This is a genomic window from Pseudomonas boreofloridensis, from assembly GCF_030580795.1.
GTDB lineage: Bacteria > Pseudomonadota > Gammaproteobacteria > Pseudomonadales > Pseudomonadaceae > Aquipseudomonas > Aquipseudomonas boreofloridensis.
Window position 1 is genome coordinate 137,330 of the sequence record NZ_JAUQOQ010000005.1, and the last position, 15,402, is coordinate 152,731.

General features: G+C 63.3%; 16 protein-coding genes. 13 read left to right on the forward strand and 3 right to left on the reverse strand.

The window, feature by feature from the left end; translation table 11 throughout:
- Positions 1-49 precede the first annotated feature (49 nt).
- Together Q6A47_RS08140 and purT are read left to right on the forward strand one after the other, a co-directional pair.
- Complete coding sequence (locus tag Q6A47_RS08140) at positions 50-517, forward strand: 7-cyano-7-deazaguanine/7-aminomethyl-7-deazaguanine transporter (protein WP_029613352.1); 468 nt, start codon at positions 50-52, stop codon at positions 515-517.
- A gap of 85 nt (positions 518-602) precedes the next feature.
- Positions 603-1,784, forward strand: coding sequence for a formate-dependent phosphoribosylglycinamide formyltransferase (gene purT / locus Q6A47_RS08145; protein WP_304483902.1), 1,182 nt, complete (start codon positions 603-605; stop codon positions 1,782-1,784).
- A 175-nt stretch (positions 1,785-1,959) separates the two neighbouring features.
- Here the strand turns inward: purT and Q6A47_RS08150 are convergent, their stop codons facing one another.
- The 3 genes from Q6A47_RS08150 to Q6A47_RS08160 all read right to left on the reverse strand — a co-directional run bounded on the left by Q6A47_RS08150 (position 1,960) and on the right by Q6A47_RS08160 (position 5,507).
- The gene (locus tag Q6A47_RS08150) at positions 1,960-3,264 is read right to left on the reverse strand and encodes an MFS transporter (RefSeq protein ID WP_304483903.1); all 1,305 of its coding nucleotides are present in this window, start codon (positions 3,262-3,264) and stop codon (positions 1,960-1,962) included.
- Positions 3,265-3,482: 218 nt separating this feature from the next.
- Positions 3,483-4,688, reverse strand: a complete 1,206-nt coding sequence (locus Q6A47_RS08155; protein WP_039575749.1) for a transporter associated domain-containing protein — start codon at positions 4,686-4,688, stop codon at positions 3,483-3,485.
- A 9-nt stretch (positions 4,689-4,697) separates the two neighbouring features.
- Positions 4,698-5,507: a cytochrome C assembly family protein gene (locus tag Q6A47_RS08160; protein WP_304483906.1), complete on the reverse strand. Its 810-nt coding sequence runs from the start codon at positions 5,505-5,507 to the stop codon at positions 4,698-4,700.
- A gap of 294 nt (positions 5,508-5,801) precedes the next feature.
- On the opposite strand from Q6A47_RS08160, the gene ffh reads away from it, so the two are divergent.
- The 11 genes from ffh to Q6A47_RS08215 all read left to right on the forward strand — a co-directional run bounded on the left by ffh (position 5,802) and on the right by Q6A47_RS08215 (position 15,298).
- The gene (gene ffh / locus Q6A47_RS08165) at positions 5,802-7,178 is read left to right on the forward strand and encodes a signal recognition particle protein (protein WP_029613349.1); all 1,377 of its coding nucleotides are present in this window, start codon (positions 5,802-5,804) and stop codon (positions 7,176-7,178) included.
- 244 nt (positions 7,179-7,422) lie between these two features.
- A complete protein-coding gene (gene rpsP / locus Q6A47_RS08170) occupies positions 7,423-7,674 on the forward strand; it encodes a 30S ribosomal protein S16 (RefSeq protein WP_008094480.1) in 252 nt (83 codons plus the stop codon).
- A 5-nt stretch (positions 7,675-7,679) separates the two neighbouring features.
- Complete coding sequence (gene rimM, locus Q6A47_RS08175; RefSeq protein ID WP_029613348.1) at positions 7,680-8,216, forward strand: ribosome maturation factor RimM; 537 nt, start codon at positions 7,680-7,682, stop codon at positions 8,214-8,216.
- Between the two features lie 3 nt (positions 8,217-8,219).
- Positions 8,220-8,972, forward strand: coding sequence for a tRNA (guanosine(37)-N1)-methyltransferase TrmD (gene trmD, locus Q6A47_RS08180; RefSeq protein WP_029613347.1), 753 nt, complete (start codon positions 8,220-8,222; stop codon positions 8,970-8,972).
- A 42-nt stretch (positions 8,973-9,014) separates the two neighbouring features.
- A complete protein-coding gene (rplS, locus tag Q6A47_RS08185) occupies positions 9,015-9,365 on the forward strand; it encodes a 50S ribosomal protein L19 (RefSeq protein WP_029613346.1) in 351 nt (116 codons plus the stop codon).
- A gap of 164 nt (positions 9,366-9,529) precedes the next feature.
- Positions 9,530-10,426, forward strand: a complete 897-nt coding sequence (gene xerD, locus Q6A47_RS08190) for a site-specific tyrosine recombinase XerD (RefSeq protein WP_039575759.1) — start codon at positions 9,530-9,532, stop codon at positions 10,424-10,426.
- Positions 10,427-10,581: 155 nt separating this feature from the next.
- Positions 10,582-11,355, forward strand: coding sequence for a DsbC family protein (locus Q6A47_RS08195; protein ID WP_304483907.1), 774 nt, complete (start codon positions 10,582-10,584; stop codon positions 11,353-11,355).
- An 81-nt stretch (positions 11,356-11,436) separates the two neighbouring features.
- The gene (locus tag Q6A47_RS08200; protein WP_039575764.1) at positions 11,437-12,741 is read left to right on the forward strand and encodes a homoserine dehydrogenase; all 1,305 of its coding nucleotides are present in this window, start codon (positions 11,437-11,439) and stop codon (positions 12,739-12,741) included.
- Positions 12,742-12,909: 168 nt separating this feature from the next.
- Positions 12,910-14,319 carry a threonine synthase gene (thrC, locus tag Q6A47_RS08205; protein WP_039575767.1) on the forward strand — a complete coding sequence of 470 codons (1,410 nt, stop codon included), beginning with the start codon at positions 12,910-12,912 and terminating at the stop codon, positions 14,317-14,319.
- Between the two features lie 184 nt (positions 14,320-14,503).
- A complete protein-coding gene (locus tag Q6A47_RS08210; protein ID WP_029613343.1) occupies positions 14,504-14,938 on the forward strand; it encodes a response regulator in 435 nt (144 codons plus the stop codon).
- 78 nt (positions 14,939-15,016) lie between these two features.
- Entirely contained in the window at positions 15,017-15,298 is a 282-nt protein-coding gene (locus tag Q6A47_RS08215; RefSeq protein WP_304483909.1) for a DUF3509 domain-containing protein, read from the forward strand.
- The last annotated feature ends 104 nt before the right edge of the window (positions 15,299-15,402 follow it).

Consider the following 15,402-nt stretch of genomic DNA (forward strand, 5'->3'; position numbering starts at 1 on the left):
CGATTGACTCCCCGCTAATCTGTCCGGCTTGCCCACAGAATCTCCAATCATGTTCTATCTCATCGCCTACATCAGCAGCGTGGTGCTGATCAACTACGCCTTCTCCAGTGCGCCGCACCTGGACGTGATCTGGTCCGCCTGGGGCGGGCTGGTGTTCATCCTGCGCGACATGGTCCAGACCCGCTTCGGCCATGGCGCTCTGATCGCCATGTTGGCCGCGCTGGTGCTGTCCTACGCCACTTCCGAACCGGCCATCGCCCTGGCCAGTGCCACGGCGTTCTTCGTGTCCGAGCTGATCGACTGGCTGGTGTTCAGCATCACCCGCAGGCCGCTGCGCGATCGCCTGTGGCTGAGCTCGGCCCTGAGCATTCCGGTGGACACGTTCATCTTCTTCGGCATGATCGGTGCGCTTACCCCAGCGGTGATCGGCACGGCCATGGCCTCCAAGTTCGCCGGGGTGACCGCAGTCTGGCTGATCATGGCGTGGCGTGCTCGCCGCTTGCTGGCAGCAGGTTGAAGCGCACGCGATTGATGTAGAATACCGGTCCTTTTTCAGCGGGCAGCCCCTGCCGGCGCGCCCCGGACGCCTACGAGGACCTGAAATGACCCGTATCGGAACCCCATTGTCGCCCACCGCGACCCGCGTACTGCTGTGTGGCTGCGGCGAGCTGGGCAAGGAAGTGGTGATCGAGCTGCAGCGCCTGGGCGTCGAAGTGATTGCCGTGGACCGTTACTCCAATGCGCCGGCCATGCAGGTGGCCCACCGTAGCCACGTGATCAACATGCTCGATGGCGTCGCCCTGCGCGCCGTGATCGAAGCGGAAAAACCGCACTACATCGTGCCGGAGATCGAAGCCATCGCCACGGCCACGCTGGTGGAGCTGGAAAACGAAGGCTTCAACGTGGTGCCGACGGCCCGCGCCACCCAGTTGACCATGAACCGCGAAGGCATCCGCCGCCTGGCCGCCGAAGAGCTGGAGTTGCCGACCTCGCCGTATCACTTCGCCGACACCTATGAAGACTTCGCCAAGGGCGTGGCCGATGTGGGCTATCCGTGCGTGGTCAAGCCGGTCATGAGCTCGTCGGGCAAAGGCCAGAGCTTGCTGCGCAGCGATGCCGACCTGCAGAAAGCTTGGGATTACGCCCAAGAGGGCGGCCGTGCCGGCAAGGGCCGTGTGATTGTCGAGGGCTTCATCGATTTCGAGTATGAAATTACCCTGCTGACTGTCCGACACGTCGGCGGGACCACGTTCCTCGCGCCGGTCGGCCACCGTCAGGAGAAGGGCGACTATCAGGAGTCCTGGCAGCCCCAGGCCATGAGCCCGAAGGCCTTGGCCGAGTCGCAGCGCGTAGCGCAGGCGGTCACCGATGCGCTGGGCGGTCGTGGTCTGTTCGGGGTCGAGCTGTTCGTCAAGGGCGATCAGGTGTGGTTCAGCGAAGTGTCGCCGCGCCCTCACGACACTGGCCTGGTCACTCTGATTTCCCAGGATTTGTCGCAGTTCGCCCTGCATGCTCGCGCTATCCTGGGCCTGCCAATTCCGGTGGTCCGCCAGTTCGGCCCGTCGGCCTCGGCGGTGATCCTGCCGGAAGGTCAGTCGCAGCAGACCGCGTTCGCCAACCTCGGCGCCGCGCTGAGCGAGCCCGACACCGCCATTCGCCTGTTCGGCAAGCCGGAAATCAACGGCACCCGACGCATGGGCGTGTGCCTGGCACGCGACGAGTCGATCGAAGCCGCCCGCGCCAAGGCCACCCGCGCCGCCCAGGCAGTCCACGTCGACTTTTAAACCACGAGCGGCAAGCTACAAGCCGCAAGCTACAAGCGGCAAGAAAGAGCGATCCGCGGCGGGTGCGGATCCTCTTGCAGCTTGTAGCTTGTAGCTTGTAGCTTGCCGCTTGCCGCTTGCCGCTTGCCGCTTGCCGCTTGCCGCTTGCCGCTTGCAACTGGCCGCAGGCCCAGGCTTAAAGCTGCGTCTGCCGGGTCTCCTTCAGGCACAGTACCGCGATCACGCTGATGAGCGCGGCTGCCGACACATACCCGCCTACCCAACTCAATCCACCCAGGCTCACCAGCTTCTGGGCGAAGAATGGGGCGGCCGAGGCGCCGACGATGCCGCCCAGGTTGTAGGCCGCCGAGGCGCCGGTGTAGCGCACGTGGGTGGGGAACAGCTCTGGCAGCAAGGCCCCCATCGGTGCGAAGGTCACGCCCATCAGGAACAGCTCGAGGGCCAGGAACAGCGCCACGCCGGTCGTGGAGCCAGAGGTCAGCAGCGGCTCCATGGTGAAACCCGACGCGATCGCCAGCAGTCCGCCGACCACCAGCACCGGCTTGCGCCCGTAGCGGTCGCTGAGCCAGGCCGACAGCGGCGTGGCCAGGGCCATGAACACCACGGCGAAGCACAGCAGGCCGAGGAAGGTCTCGCGGCTGTAGCCCAGCGTCGAGACGCCATAGCTGAGCGAGAACACCGTGGAGATGTAGAACAGTGCGTAGCACACCACCATCGCCGCCGCGCCGAGCAGGGTGGGGCGCCAGTGGTGGGCGAACAGGTCGACCACCGGCATCTTCACCCGCTCGTGACGCGCCACGGCCTTGGCGAACACCGGGCTTTCCTCGAGCTTGAGTCGCACATAGAGACCGACCAGCACCAGCGCCGCGCTGAGCAGGAAGGGAATGCGCCAGCCCCACTCACGGAATTGCTCGTCGCTGAGCAGCAAGGCCAGTGTCAGGAACAGGCCATTGGCGGCCAGGAAACCGATCGACGGCCCGAGCTGGGGAAACATGCCGAACCAGGCGCGCTTGCCTTCCGGCGCATTCTCGGTGGCCAGCAGCGCCGCCCCGCCCCATTCCCCGCCCAGCCCCAGGCCCTGGCCGAAGCGCAGTACACAGAGGATGATCGGTGCCCACACGCCGATGCTGTCGTAGCCGGGGAGCACGCCGATCAGAGTGGTCGATACACCCATCAGCAGTAGCGAGGCCACCAGCGTCGACTTGCGTCCGATACGGTCGCCGAAGTGGCCGAACAGGGCCGAGCCCAGCGGGCGGGCGAGAAAGGCGATGCCGAAGGTGAGAAAGGCCGCCAGCATCTGCGCGGTGCCTGAGCCTGAGGGGAAGAATACCGGGCCGATGACCAGTGCCGCGGCAGTCGCATAGACGTAGAAATCGTAGAACTCGATGGCGGTGCCGATGAAGCTGGCGGTCGCCACGCGGGCAGGTGAATTGACCGGAGTCGCCGAGGCAGGCTCGGCGTAGGTGCTGCTGGTTGTCATGCGAAAGTCCCTGAGCAGTCGTTCGCGGGGCTGCATGCGCAGGCCACCGCGTATTATTGTGGTTCGCCAGGCTGACGAAGACCCAGGGATGGCAGGGTGCGGATGCTGTTCGGGGTAGATGGCAGGGCCGCAGGTTCGTCAGCAGCGGACTGGCCGTGAGCCGCCGATGCGGATAGCGGGCGGGACGGCAGGGCTGGGTAAGCGTGGGCCGAGTATAGCTAGCGAGTGACGGCCCAGACCAGCACCTTGCTCGCACAGTTGTCCTCGATTTCGAGGATCTCCAGGCGATAGCGACCGATCTTCAGGCAGACCGCGCTGGGGGGAATGCTTTCCAGGGCTTCGGTGACCAGGCCGTTGAGGGTTTTCGGGCCGCCGTCGCAGGGCAGGTGCCAGCCGAGACTGCGGTTGAGCTCGCGCAACGAAGCGGTGCCGTCGATGACGAAGCGGCCATCGACCTGCGGGTGAATGTGCGGATTGTCCAGGCCCTGCTCTTCCTCGAACTCGCCGACGATTTCTTCGAGGATGTCTTCGAGCGTCACCAGGCCCAGCACCTCGCCATATTCGTCCACCACCACACCCATGCGCCGTTGCTGCTTGTGGAAATTCAGCAATTGCAGATGCAGGGGCGTACTTTCGGGGACGAAATAGGGGTCGTAGCAGGCGCTCTTCAGGCTCTCCAGGGTCAGCTCGGCGCTGGCCAGCAAGTGACTGATGAGCTTGGTGTTGAGGATGGCTTCGACCTGATTGATGTCGTTGTGATAGACCGGCAGCCGCGTGTGGCGGCTGACAATCAATTGCCGGACGATCTGTTCGAGCGGGTCGTCGAGGTTGATGCCATCGACTTCGTTGCGTGGCACCAGGATGTCGTTGACAGTGATCTTGTCCAACGCTTGCAAGCCCTCGGCCAGGCCCTGGCGGGGTGCTTCGTGGGGCTCGTGTTCGTCGAAACGCTCCTCGTCCTGTGGGTGCAGGGCGACGGCGGCAGGCTGTACACGGAACGGGCGCAAAATGAGCTTGGCCATCCCGTCTAGCAGGCAGGCCAGTGGCTGCAGCAGCGTCAGTGGCAGTTTCAGCAGGCTGGCGCCGAGGCTGACGAAGGCTTGGGGGTTACGCCGGGCCAGGCGGCGCGGCAGGTACTCGGCCAGCACCAGCAGCGCCAGCGTGGCGCCGAGTCCGCCCAGCCAAAACCCTTGCTCGCCGCTATGGCGCTGGCCGATCAGGCAGGCCAGGCCCAGGACCAGCAATCGGCCCAGGCTGGCGCATAGCACCAAGGCCTGGGCGGGCAGGGCAGGGGCTGGCATGTCGTTGTGGCGGGGCTGGCCAAGCAGGTGCTGGCGGGCGGCGTCGACGGCGCTGAACAGCGCCGACCACAGCAGCGCCAGTGTCAGGGTGCCGAGCAGAGGGGCATACGGCAGAGTGTTCATGACCGCTCGTCAGATGTGCAGGATGAATTCGCGAACCAGCTTGCTGCCGAAATAGGCCAGCATCAGCAGGCAGAAACCGGCCAGCGTCCAGCGGATTGCCTTGTGTCCGCGCCAGCCCAGGCGGGCGCGTCCCCACAGCAGCACGCTGAACACGATCCACGCCAGGCACGACAACGAGGTCTTGTGCACCAGGTGCTGGGCGAACAGGTTGTCCAGGAACAGCCAGCCGGAAATCAGCGACAGCGACAGCAAGATCCACCCGGCCCAGAGGAAGCCGAACAGCAGGCTTTCCATGGTCTGCAGCGGCGGGAAGTTACGGATCAGTCCGGAGGGGTGCTTGTGCTTGAGCTGGTGATCCTGCAACAGCAACAGCAGCGACTGCACCACGGCGATGGTGAACAGGCCGTAGGCGAGGATCGACAACAGGATGTGCGCGAGGATGCCGGGCTCTTCGTTGACCAGTGGCACCGTACCGGCCGGCGCGAACTGCGACAGCAACGCAGTGATGGCGCCGAGCGGGAACAGCAGGACCAGCAGGTTCTCCACCGGAATGCTCAGGCAAGCCAGCAAGGTGAGTGCGATGACCGCCGTGGCGATCAGGCTGGCCGCACTGAAGAAGTCGAGGCTCAGCCCCAGCGGGGTGAGCAACTGGAAGAACAAGGCGCTGCCTTGGGCAAGCACGGCGACCACGCCCAGCAAGCCGAGCAGCCGTTTGTCCGCTTTGTTGCCCTGTGCCAGGCGCGTGCCCTGATGGACGGTCGCTGCGATGTAGAGAATGGCTGCGATCAGGTTGGGGATGAGGCTGGGTGAGGAGAGCATAGGTCCTGGGAGGCGAGCCCTTAAAGGAGGGGAGTTTCGCACCGTCAAGCCGCAAGCTGCAAGCTTCAAGAAGCCGCGGGCTTCGAGCTTGGAGTGGCAAGCAGGAGCGGATCGCACCAAACTCGCTTGCCGCTTGCCGCTTGCCGCTTGCCGCTTGCCGCTTGCCGCTTGCCGCTTGCCGCTTCGCGCCTTCGTCGCTCTCCGTTATACTGCCCGGCTTGCTGTGCCCTCGGCGTGCGATGTTTGCCGGGGCGCCTGAACAACCTCGGCTTCACTGGGCCTGAAAGGATCACCATGTTCGAAAACCTGACCGACCGTCTGTCACAGACGCTGCGCCATGTCACCGGCAAGGCCAAGCTGACCGAAGAGAACATCAAGGACACCCTGCGCGAAGTGCGCATGGCCCTGCTCGAGGCCGATGTCGCCCTGCCGGTGGTCAAGGACTTCGTCAACAGCATCAAGGAGCGTGCAGTCGGCACCGAAGTGTCGCGCAGCCTCACCCCGGGCCAGGCTTTCGTGAAGATCGTCCAGGCCGAGCTCGAAAGCCTGATGGGCGCGGCCAACGAAGACCTGGCGCTCAATGCAGCCCCGCCGGCCGTGGTGCTGATGGCCGGTCTGCAAGGTGCGGGCAAGACCACTACTGCCGGCAAGCTGGCGCGCTTTCTCAAGGAGCGCAAGAAGAAGAGCGTGATGGTGGTGTCCGCCGACGTCTACCGTCCCGCGGCGATCAAGCAGCTCGAAACCCTGGCCAACGACATCGGCGTGACCTTCTTCCCGTCCGATATCAGCCAGAAGCCGGTGGATATCGCCGAGGCGGCGATTCGCGAAGCCAAGATCAAGTTCATCGACGTGGTCATTCTCGACACCGCCGGTCGTCTGCACATCGACGCCGACATGATGGATGAGATCAAGGCCCTGCATGCCGCGGTCAAGCCGGTGGAAACCCTGTTCGTGGTCGACGCCATGACCGGCCAGGACGCCGCCAACACCGCCAAGGCGTTCGGCGAAGCGCTACCGCTGACCGGCGTGGTGCTGACCAAGGTCGACGGTGACGCCCGCGGCGGTGCCGCGCTGTCGGTGCGCGCCATTACCGGCAAGCCGATCAAGTTCATCGGCATGGGCGAGAAGAGCGAAGCGCTCGAGCCGTTCCACCCCGACCGCATCGCTTCGCGCATCCTCGGTATGGGCGATGTGCTTAGCCTGATCGAGCAGGCCGAGCAGAACATCGACAAGGCCAAGGCCGACAAACTCGCCAAGAAGCTGAAGAAGGGCAAGGGCTTCGACCTCGAAGACTTCCGCGACCAGCTGCAGCAGATGAAGAACATGGGCGGCCTGGGCGGCTTGATGGACAAGCTGCCGAGCATCGGCGGGGTCAATCTGTCGCAGATGGGCAATGCCCAGGGCGCGGCCGAGAAGCAGTTCAAGCAGATGGAAGCGATCATCAACTCCATGACCCCGGCCGAGCGCCGCGATCCCGACCTGATCAGCGGGTCGCGCAAGCGTCGCATCGCCATGGGTTCCGGCACCCAGGTGCAGGACATCGGTCGGCTGATCAAGCAGCACAAGCAGATGCAGAAGATGATGAAGAAATTCTCCGCCAAAGGCGGCATGGCCAAGATGATGCGCGGCCTGGGCGGGATGCTGCCCGGTGGCGGCATGCCGAAACTGTAAGGAATCCGATCGGCTGCTCGCCTCGCGCGGCAGCCGATCCGACCCCGCTTCGGCGGGAAAACCGGCCGCCTCAGCGCGGCTTAACCGGCAGGTCTGGCCGGCATTGCAAGGCTTTTGCGAAAAAGCCATTTGCAAATGTCCGTGTATTCCCCGAGAATATGCGGCCTTTTGGGCACCCGTGTGCCTATTTGGCATTCAGATTTGCAGCACCGACTGCAGTACCGACTATAGGAACGATGTTCACATGGTAACCATTCGTCTGGCCCGTGGCGGCTCGAAAAAGCGCCCCTTCTACCACCTGACCGTGACCAACTCGCGTAACGCCCGTGACGGCCGTTTCGTTGAGCGCGTAGGCTTCTTCAACCCGATCGCATCGGGCGCCGAAGTCAAGCTGTCTGTCAACCAGGAACGCGTCACCTACTGGCTGAGCCAGGGCGCGCAGCCGTCTGAGCGTGTTGCTCAGCTGCTGAAGGACGCTGCCAAGGCCGCCGCCTGAGCAGTATGAACGCGACGCCAGAAAAGCCTGACGATCTCATCGTCGTCGGCAAGATTTTTTCGGTTCACGGCGTTCGCGGCGAGGTGAAGGTGTATTCCTTTACCGATCCGATTGAAAACCTGTTGGATTATCCGCGCTGGACGCTCAGGCACGAAGGCAAGGTAAAACAGGTCGAGCTGGTCAACGGTCGTGGCTCCCAGAAGGGCCTGGTCGTGAAGTTGAAAGGTCTCGAGGATCGCGATGAAGCCCGTCTTCTGAGCGGTTACGAAATCTGCATACCGCGGAGCCTTTTGCCCAACCTGGCCGCTGACGAGTACTACTGGTACCAGTTGGTGGGTCTGAAGGTCATCAACCAGGACGAACAGCTGTTCGGCAAGGTCGATCACCTGTTGGAGACCGGTGCGAACGATGTCATGGTGGTCAAGCCTTGCGCTGGCAGCCTGGACGATCGCGAGCGTTTGTTGCCCTATACGGCGCAATGCGTGCTGGCCATCGACCTGGAAGCAGGCGTGATGCGAGTCGAATGGGACGCGGATTTCTAGACGATGGGTAACCTTCGCGTAGAAGTCGTCACGTTGTTCCCGGAGATGTTCTCGGCCATCACGGAGTACGGCATTACCAGCCGCGCGGTGAAACAGGGGTTGCTTCAGGTGACCTGCTGGAATCCGCGGGACTACACCACGGATCGTCACCATACGGTGGATGATCGGCCTTTTGGCGGTGGTCCGGGCATGGTGATGAAAATCAAGCCTCTGGAAGACGCCCTGGCCAGTGCCAGGCAAGCGACCGGAGCAGCGGCGAAGGTGATCTACCTCTCGCCACAAGGCCGCAAGCTGACTCAGCAGGCGGTCAAAGGTCTGGCCGAACAGGAATCGTTGATCCTGATCGCGGGCCGTTACGAAGGCATCGACGAGCGCTTTATCGAGGCTCATGTCGATGAGGAGTGGTCGATTGGCGACTATGTGCTTTCCGGTGGCGAGCTGCCGGCCATGGTGTTGATCGATGCGGTTACACGGCTGCTGCCCGGAGCTTTAGGGCATGTGGACTCGGCGGAGGAAGACTCCTTCACCGACGGTCTGCTCGATTGCCCGCACTACACCCGACCTGAGGTGTATGCGGATCAGCGTGTACCCGACGTGTTGCTCAGTGGCAACCATGCACACATCCGGCGTTGGAGAATGAAGCAGTCCCTTGGTAGGACCTTCGAACGACGCGCCGATCTTCTGGAAAGTCGCTCGCTTTCTGGAGAAGAGAAGAAGCTGCTCGAGGAATACCTCCGCGAGCGGGACGATAGTTAAACGTATCGATGGTGGATCGCGTATCCATCTTAGGAGCACAGCATGACCAACAAGATCATCCAGCAGCTCGAAGCCGAGCAGATGAGCAAGGAAATCCCAGCCTTCGCACCCGGCGACACCATTGTCGTCCAGGTCAAAGTGAAGGAAGGTGAGCGTTCCCGTCTGCAGGCGTTCGAAGGCGTCGTCATCGCCAAGCGTAACCGCGGTCTGAACAGCGCCTTCACCGTGCGCAAGATCTCCAGCGGCGTTGGCGTCGAGCGTACCTTCCAGACCTACAGCCCGCAGATCGACAGCCTGGCCGTGAAACGTCGTGGTGACGTGCGTAAAGCCAAGCTGTACTACCTGCGCGACCTGTCCGGCAAAGCCGCTCGCATCAAGGAAAAACTGTCCTGAGTGCAGTTTGACCGGTGGCCTCGGCCACCTTGCGAGAGAAAGAGCAGCCTTCGGGCTGCTTTTTTGCGTTCTGCGTCCGTGAAAAGATGCGTCGCCAGGCCATTGCAGACAAGCGTTGTCCCGTGTGGAAGACTAGGCGCACTTTTTCGCCACAGACCCGTTAAATGCCTGCTCTGGACCATCCGCTGATCGACCAGTTCCTCGATGCCCTCTGGCTGGAAAAGGGGCTGTCGGACAATACCCGTGTTTCCTATCGCAGCGATCTGGCCCTGTTCAACGGTTGGCTGCAGGAGCAGGGCCTGGCCTTGCCCGAGGCGGGCCGCGCCGCCATCCTCGATCACCTTGCCTGGCGTCTGGACCAGGGTTACAAGCCACGCTCCACCGCCCGCTTTCTGTCCGGAGTGCGGGGGTTCTATCGCTATCTGCTGCGCGAGAAGCTGATTGCCCTCGATCCCACCTTGCAGGTGGACATGCCGCAACTGGGCCGACCGTTGCCCAAGTCGCTGTCGGAAGCGGACGTCGAGGCCTTGCTCAAGGCGCCGGATCTGGGTGAGGCCATCGGTCAGCGTGACCGCGCCATGCTCGAGGTGCTGTATGCCTGCGGTCTGCGGGTGACTGAGTTGGTCAGCCTGACCTTGGACCAGGTCAACCTGAGGCAAGGCGTCTTGCGGGTGATGGGCAAGGGCAGCAAGGAGCGCTTGGTGCCGATGGGTGAGGAAGCGGTGCTGTGGATCGAGCGCTACCTGCGCGGTGGCCGCGCCGATCTGCTCAACGGTCGTCCCAGCGACGTGCTGTTCCCCAGCCTGCGCGGGGAGGAAATGACCCGGCAGACCTTCTGGCACCGTATCAAGCACCATGCGCGCGTGGCCGGGATCGACAAGCCGCTGTCGCCGCACACCTTGCGCCATGCCTTCGCCACGCATTTGCTCAACCACGGCGCCGACCTGCGCGTGGTGCAGATGCTGCTGGGCCACAGCGACCTGTCCACCACGCAGATCTACACCCATGTGGCCAAGGCGCGCTTGCAGCAGTTGCACGCCCAGCACCACCCGCGTGGATGAATGATCCTCATGTTCCGCTCGGCGGCTTTCCAGACACTGATTGCGTCCCCGCCTGATGTGGTAGTCTTGGGCGGTTTGCATCAGGGACCGCTCTAGTCGCCGCGCTTTTCCCGCAGGCGATGTCCTCCGGTCCCGTCCGTCTTCAGGAGTACCCCATGCGCGTGACCCAGATTTTTGCCGCCGCCGCTCTGGCGTTGGCCAGTACCTTTGCCGCCGCCGCGGCCACCGAGGCCAGTGCCGGTGCCAATGCAGGCGCCGAGCAGGCCATTCGCAACACGCTCAAGACCCTTGAACTGGAAGTGCCGATCGAGAGCGTTTCCAACAGCCCGGTCGGTGGTCTGTACGAAGTCAAGCTGCAAGGCGGTCGTGTGCTCTATGCCAGTGGTGACGGCCAGTACGTCATGCAGGGTTACCTGTATCAACTGCAGGACGGCAAGCCGGTCAATCTCACCGAGAAGACCGAGCGCCAAGGCATCGCCAAGCTGATCAACGGCATTCCCAAGGCTGAAATGGTCGTTTACCCGGCCAAGGGCGAAACCCGCTCGCACATCACCGTCTTCACCGACACCACGTGCCCGTACTGCCACAAGCTGCATGCTGAAGTACCGGAGCTGAACAAGCGCGGTATCGAGGTGCGGTACGTGGCCTTCCCGCGCCAAGGCCTGGGCTCGCCGGGTGACGAGCAGTTGCAGGCCGTCTGGTGCTCCAGCGATCGCGTCGCGGCGATGGACAAGATGGTCGATGGCAAGGAAATCAAGGCGGCCAAGTGCGCCAACCCGGTCAGCAAACAGTTCCACCTCGGCCAGTCGATCGGCGTCAACGGTACGCCAGCGATCGTGCTCGAAAGCGGTCAGGTGATTCCGGGCTACCAGCCGGCACCGCAAGTGGCCAAGCTGGCGTTGGCCGGCCAGGCGCAAGCGGCCAAGTAATTCATTCAGTACGCCGTCGTCATGGGGTGACGGCATGTTTCACGGTCGGCACAGTGCCGGTCGTTCTATGGGGAGTTCACAGTGAAACCGGTCAAAGTAGGCATCTGTGGGTTGGGGACCGTCGGTGGCGGTACCTTCAATGTGCTTCAGCGCAACGCCGAGGAGATTGCCCGCCGTGCCGGGCGCGGTATTGAAGTGGCCCAGATCGCCATGCGCTCGCAGAACCCGAACTGCCAGATTACCGGTACCCCCATTACCGCTGATGTGTTCGACGTTGCGACCAACCCCGAGATCGACATCGTCATCGAGCTGATCGGTGGCTATACCATTGCCCGCGATCTGGTGCTCAAGGCCATCGAAAACGGCAAGCACGTGGTCACGGCCAACAAGGCGCTGATTGCCGTGCACGGCAACGAGATCTTTGCCAAAGCCCGCGAAAAGGGCGTGATCGTCGCCTTCGAAGCCGCGGTCGCTGGTGGCATCCCGGTGATCAAGGCCATTCGCGAGGGGCTGTCGGCCAACCGTATCAATTGGCTGGCCGGCATCATCAACGGCACCGGCAACTTCATCCTCACCGAAATGCGCGAGAAGGGCCGTGCCTTCCCTGATGTGCTGGCCGAGGCCCAGGCGCTGGGCTATGCCGAGGCCGATCCGACCTTCGATGTCGAGGGCATCGATGCTGCGCACAAGCTGACCATCCTGGCGTCCATCGCCTTTGGCATTCCGCTGCAGTTCGACAAGGCCTATACCGAAGGCATCACCCGTCTGACCACCGCCGACGTCAACTACGCCGAGGCCCTGGGCTATCGCATCAAGCACCTGGGCGTGGCGCGCCGTACCGCCGATGGCATCGAGCTGCGCGTCCACCCGACCCTGATTCCCAGCGACCGCCTGATCGCCAACGTCAACGGCGTGATGAACGCGGTGATGGTCAACGGCGATGCCGCCGGCTCGACCTTGTACTACGGCGCCGGTGCCGGCATGGAGCCGACCGCCTCTTCGGTGGTCGCCGACCTGGTCGATGTGGTGCGCGCCATGACCGCCGACCCGGAGAACCGCGTCCCGCACCTGGCGTTCCAGCCCGACTCGCTGTCGGCGCATCCGATCCTGCCGATCGAGGCCTGCGAAAGCGCCTACTACCTGCGCATCCAGGCCAAGGATCACCCGGGCGTGTTGGCCCAGGTGGCGAGCATCCTTTCCGAGCGTGGCATCAACATAGAGTCGATCATGCAGAAGGAAGCCGAGGAGCAGGATGGCCTGGTGCCGATGATCCTGCTCACTCACCGGGTCATCGAACAGCGCATCGACGACGCCATCGTCGCCTTGGAAGCGCTGCAGGACGTGGTCGGCAGCGTGGTACGCATCCGCGTCGAACAGCTCAATTAAGCGGCAAGCCTCACGCTGCGAGCTGCCAGTAAAAGCGGCGCGGTGTTGAGGCTTTCAATCGAGTCCATTCGCGGCAAGGTGAGAAGCACAGCGCGAGAGCAACGCCAATCGGCTTTTTCTCGTGGCTTGGCGCTTACAGCTTGCAGCTCAAATGAAAGGTTTGCACCCATGCGCTATATCAGTACTCGGGGCCAGGCTCCGGCGTTGAATTTCGAAGACGTTCTGCTGGCGGGCCTTGCCAGCGACGGCGGCCTGTACGTACCGGAAAACCTGCCGCGCTTCACCCAGGAAGAGATCGCTTCCTGGGCCGGCCTGCCGTATCACGAGCTGGCGTTCCGCGTTATGCGTCCCTTCGTGGCGGGCAGCATCGCCGATGCCGATTTCAAGAAGATTCTCGAGGAAACCTACGGCGTCTTCGCCCACGCTGCGGTGGCGCCGCTGCGCCAGCTCAATGGCAATGAGTGGGTGATGGAGCTGTTCCACGGCCCGACCCTGGCGTTCAAGGATTTCGCCCTGCAACTGCTGGGTCGTCTGCTCGACCACGTCTTGCTCAAGCGTGGCGAGCGTGTGGTGATCGTCGGCGCCACCAGCGGCGACACCGGCTCGGCTGCCATCGAAGGCTGCCGACGCTGCGACAACGTCGATATCTTCATCCTGCACCCGCACCAGCGTGTGTCGGAAGTCCAGCGCCGTCAGATGACCACCATCCTGGGCGACAACATCCACAACATCGCCATCGAGGGCAACTTCGACGACTGCCAGGAGATGGTCAAGGCGAGTTTCGCCGACCAGTCCTTCCTCAAAGGCACCCGGCTGGTGGCGGTCAATTCGATCAACTGGGCGCGGATCATGGCCCAGATCGTCTACTACTTCCATGCGGCGCTGCAGCTGGGTGGCCCGGCCCGTTCCGTGGCGTTCTCGGTGCCGACCGGCAACTTCGGCGACATCTTCGCCGGTTACCTGGCGCGCAACATGGGCCTGCCGATCAGCCAGTTGGTCGTGGCGACCAACCGCAATGACATCCTGCACCGCTTCATGAGCGGCAATCAGTACGTCAAGGACGCTCTGCACCCGACCCTGTCGCCGTCGATGGACATCATGGTCTCGTCGAACTTCGAGCGCCTGCTGTTCGACCTGCACGGTCGCAATGGCGCGGCGATTGCCGAGTTGATGGCCAACTTCAAGCAAGGCGGCGGTTTCAGCGTCGAGCAGGACCGCTGGACCGAGGCGCGCAAGCTGTTCGACTCACTGGCGGTGAGCGACGAGCAGACGTGCGACACCATTGCCGAGGTGTTCAAGGCCACCGGCGAGGTGCTCGATCCGCACACCGCAATCGGTGTCAAGGCTGCTCGCGAGTGCCGCCGTAGCCTGGATACGCCGATGGTGGTGCTGGGCACTGCACACCCGGTGAAGTTCCCCGAGGCGGTCGAGCAGGCGGGCGTCGGCAAGGCGCTGGAGTTGCCGGTGCACCTGAGCGACCTGTTCAGCCGTGAGGAGCGTTGCACGGTGCTGGCCAACGATCTGAAAGCGGTCCAGGCGTTCGTCAGCCAGCACGGTAATCGCGGCAAGCCGCTGTAAGGCGTTCTGGTCGCGAGGCCAAGCGGGGCAAGTCGGTCATCCGGCTTGCCCCGTTTTCGTTCGAGTGGAGGGTTTCTGCGAAGATTCATCCTGCACTATCAGTTTCTTCCTATAGGAGTTTCTGTATCGCCTTTCTAGAGTGGGCGCCCTGTCCACCAGGGCCAGCAGCCCTCAGGAGCGGCTCATGCAGCGCCTCGATCTTCTCGTCGTCCAGTCCCGTCCCTCTCACCAGATCACCCTCCACCAAGCCTGCAACGCGCTGGGCGTGTTCAAGGTGCGGGTGGTCAACGACCTGCACAACGCCAAGGCGAGTCTGGCCCAAGCGCCGGACGCGGTGCTCATCGACCATGGCATGCCCACCCTGGCCGTTCAGGCGCTATTGAAAAGCATCGTACGTCAAGGGCAAGTGCGTGCGGTGCTGTTCATCGGCGCGCCACCGGCGGGGGCACCGAACCTGTCCGTGGAAGCCTGGCGCAGAGGGTTGTGGGTGGTCGCCAACCTTTCCTGGCCGCTCTCGATGCCGGCCTTGCACGCTGCGCTATTGCGCTTGCGTCCGGCGATCGGTGGGCTGCAGACGCGGGATATCGAAACTGTCACCTCCAGCCTCCATGCTCGATGACGCGGCGACCGTCAAGCGAACTTTCCGCTTCGCTTGGGGGTCAGTTTCGTTAGGTTACCGACAAAGCGAGTACGCCGGATGGAAAGAATCTGCACCCTGCTCAATGATGCCCTGTCCCCCTATCAGGTCCAGCTCGATGCCGTGGACGCCAGCGGCCACCGCCAGTTGAGCGTCGTCGATATGCGAGGCACATCCGTGCTGCGGCGCTCGGTCAGCCAGTTGCAGTTGCAGGATCAGCGGCTGCTGGTGGATCTGGTGGACGGTCTGCACCGCGACCTGCAGATCGTCGAAGGCCGCTTGCAGCCGTGCGTGATCGCGGCACTGCGGCAGCCCGTGCAAACTCAGGGAACCTTCGCGTAAGCGCCCCGTCACATTTCTTGACCCTGTGGTGATACTGCTTTGCTCCGGTGGTATCGACCCAGGGCGCGAGGCCCGCAAGGCCTTTGCTTGACCCCGTTGGCTGT